The 2,848-nt window shown below is 66.0% G+C and carries 3 protein-coding genes and 3 tRNA genes; 2 read left to right on the top strand and 4 right to left on the bottom strand.

All coding sequences use genetic code 11. The annotated features are described in order from the left end of the window. The first annotated feature begins 73 nt into the window (after positions 1-73). Complete coding sequence (locus VFG33_RS33930) at positions 74-511, top strand: pyridoxamine 5'-phosphate oxidase family protein (protein WP_325057098.1); 438 nt, start codon at positions 74-76, stop codon at positions 509-511. 57 nt (positions 512-568) lie between these two features. Here VFG33_RS33930 and VFG33_RS33925 read toward each other — a convergent pair. The 4 genes from VFG33_RS33925 to VFG33_RS33910 all read right to left on the bottom strand — a co-directional run bounded on the left by VFG33_RS33925 (position 569) and on the right by VFG33_RS33910 (position 2,199). After that, a tRNA-Val gene (locus tag VFG33_RS33925) sits at positions 569-640 on the bottom strand. Between the two features lie 19 nt (positions 641-659). After that, positions 660-730: transfer RNA gene (locus VFG33_RS33920), tRNA-Cys, on the bottom strand. 32 nt (positions 731-762) lie between these two features. Next, positions 763-835, bottom strand: a tRNA-Gly gene (locus VFG33_RS33915). A gap of 158 nt (positions 836-993) precedes the next feature. Next, positions 994-2,199, bottom strand: a complete 1,206-nt coding sequence (locus VFG33_RS33910) for a serine hydrolase domain-containing protein (RefSeq protein WP_325057097.1) — start codon at positions 2,197-2,199, stop codon at positions 994-996. A 145-nt stretch (positions 2,200-2,344) separates the two neighbouring features. Between VFG33_RS33910 and VFG33_RS33905 the strand changes: the two genes are divergently transcribed. Further along, positions 2,345-2,848 (top strand): DUF7134 domain-containing protein (locus VFG33_RS33905; RefSeq protein ID WP_325057095.1); only part of this gene is annotated, 504 nt, incomplete at its 3' end.

The raw sequence follows: 2,848 nt of genomic DNA, 5'->3' as shown, positions 1-2,848 counted from the left end.
CCGATCGTCATGGTGGTGACGAAGCGAACCGGGCAGATGTGACACTGCAGGACCACCGACGAGGAGATCGACCGTGACAGAGCCCGCCAGGAGCCCCGAAGTCCGCAAGAGCGACACGCTGAAGTTGCTGGCCGACGAGGTGGACGCGTGGGTCTCGACCGCGTCCGCCGACGGATCGCCGTACCTGATGCCGCTCTCGTTCCTCTGGGACGGCGAGTCGCTCTGGTTGTCCACGGCCGCGAAGAACCCGACCAGCCTCAACCTCCAGGCCACCGGCCTGCTCCACCTCGCGATCGGCCGGACCCGCGACGTCGTCCTCATCACCGGCACCGCGAAGCAAGCCACGCCGTCACCCGAAACCGCCGACGCCTTCGCCACCAAAGCAGGCTTCGACCCCCGAGCCAGCAACTACCCGTTCTTCCAGATCACCCCCACCCGCATCCAGACCTGGCGAGAAGTCAACGAGATCAAAGACCGCGACCTACTACGAGACAGCCGCTGGCTGGTGTAGTCCTGAAAATGCAGAAGGCCGCAGCCTCCGAGAGGAGAACCGCGGCCTTCTATCGCGTGGACGATACTGGGATCGAACCAGTGACCTCTTCCGTGTCAGGGAAGCGCGCTACCGCTGCGCCAATCGTCCAAGAACTTCACAGGGTGTGAGGTGGAGACGGGATTCGAACCCGTGTACACGGCTTTGCAGGCCGTTGCCTCGCCTCTCGGCCACTCCACCAGTGAGAAAGCTGGCCTGCCGAACCCTCTCCGAGCGGACGACCGGGTTCGAACCGGCGACCTCAACCTTGGCAAGGTTGCGCTCTACCAACTGAGCTACGTCCGCGTTGCGACCGGGTTTTCGTGCCCCCCGACGCGAGAAGAACATTAGCCCATCGCCAGGCCAACTCAAAAACCGGGGGCACGGCACGGACCACCGGCGTCGGCGCCCCGTCGGCCACCATCCGTGATCACCCGGCCACAACCACGACCAACTGCCCCCTCCTACTGGGCGATGAGTTGACGTGCCTTGAGGTCGACGGCTGCGGCAGGACTCGGGTCGTAGTTGCTGAGCACGATCGCCACCCAGTCCTTGGCGGGATACCACTCGAGGTTGGTGGAGATGCCCGGGGCGCCGCCGTTGTGCCCGATGACCCACTGGTTGTTCACGAGGTCCGCGGCCGTCGCGTAGGTGTTGAAGGTGATCGGCAGCGGTCCGGGCTTGGGCTGCAGCGGAGCCCTGGGTGATTTCGGGCTGAGCGTGAGCTCGGTGAAAGCAGGGTTGAGCAGCTTGTTGCCCAGCAGGGCCTTGGTGAACCGGACCAGGTCTGCGGCGTTGGAGAAGGCGTTCCCCGCCGGCGAGCCGATGTAGAGGTGGTACCCGTCGATGGCGTCGACAAGCTGTCCGGCGGGCTGACGCTGTGCGGTGTACGGATGTGCGATTCGCCGATCGTCCAGCCACTGCGGCTTGGTGTAGAAGTCTGAGGTGCTCATGCCGGCTGGTCGGAAGATGCGTTCGCGGATGTAGTCGTAGTAGGACTTTCCGGAGACCTTGGCGACGATCGCGCCCAACGTGTGATAGCCGGAGTTGCTGTACACCGACTGGGTCCCCGGCGCGAAGGCAAGCGGGGCTTTCCGGATGAATTGCAGACACCCGTCCATCACTTGCTCGGCGCTGGTCCACTTGGCCGACTCGGGCCAGAAGTCAGGGTCCTGCATGTAGTCGCGCATGCCGGACGTGTGAGTCAGCAGGTGGTGGATCGTGACGGTGTCGGCGACAGCAGCGGGGAATCCGTCGAGGTAGGTGCCGAGCGTCCCGTTGTAGGCGAGCTTGCCCTGCTGGGCGAGCTGGGCGATCGCGACCGCGGTGAACACCTTCGTGACCGAGCCGAGTGCATAGATGGTGTCCGGTCCGTTGCGGATCGATCGTCGTTTGTCCGCCATGCCGTACGAACGCGCCAAGGTCGGGCGGTCGCGATGAACCAGGAGAACAGTGCCGGAGAACAGGTTGTCGGCGGCCAGTTGAGCGACGTACCGGTCGAACTCACCGCCGGGCCGCAACCCGCTGGGGACGATCGAGGCGTCGGCCGGTCCAGCTCCTGCTGCAGAGGCCGCCCAAAGGCCGCCAGTGGCAACGGGGATCGCGCCTAGCACGCCGAGTACGGAACGCCGGCCCATTCGACGGCCGGTCGGGGTTTCAGGTGAAGTCATGGGTCTACCGTGCTGCCGCCGGTCCGCTACGCGCGTCTGGCCGAGTGCAGAGAGCGGTATCTGTCTTGAGATAGACACGCCCACGCCTGACTCCTCCTCGCGACAGACGCGGCGGCGCCCGGCCGAAACGTAAACTCGCCTGACCATGACAGAGCAGCCGGCAGCATTGCGCAGCCTGGCGCGACGGCCTCTGGTGCAGGACGCGGCACTGGCATTCAGTCTGCTCCTGGTCTGTGTGCTGGCGAACGACCCGCAGTCGGTCGTGGTTGCCATAGCCGACAAGCCGGGCTCCCACGCCTGGGACGGCGAGGTCATGCTCTGGATCTGGTGGGCTGCCACTGCGCTCACGATGGCCGCGATCACCTTCCGCCGAAGCCTGCCTGTGCCGATGCTCGTGGCCGCCACGGTGACGGCCGCCGTCCACCTGGTGCAGGTTGCGCCGCCGATGGTCGTCGATACGGGCGTGCTGATCCTGCTCTTCACCGTCGCCGCCCACCGGGGCCGAGCAGTCGCACTCGCGTCGCTGGGTGGACTGCTGCTCCTGGTCACGGGCTGGAGCGCGTACTCCGCACTCAACGACCTCCCCGTCCCCGGACTGCCGAACACCGTCGTCCGGATCGGTGACCGCTCCGGCCCGTCGATCGGGGAC

It is taken from the genome of Kribbella sp. (assembly GCF_035687465.1).
Classification (GTDB): Bacteria; Actinomycetota; Actinomycetes; order Propionibacteriales; family Kribbellaceae; genus Kribbella.
Note: the sequence above shows the minus strand (reverse complement) of the source record. Positions and strands in the feature narration are given on the sequence as shown.

What these genes read in the sequence shown, in the direction of transcription:
- VFG33_RS33910 (WP_325057097.1), bottom strand. Translation starts at nt 2,199, where the DNA reads ATGACTTCACCTGAAACCCCGACCGGCCGTCGAATGGGCCGGCGTTCC.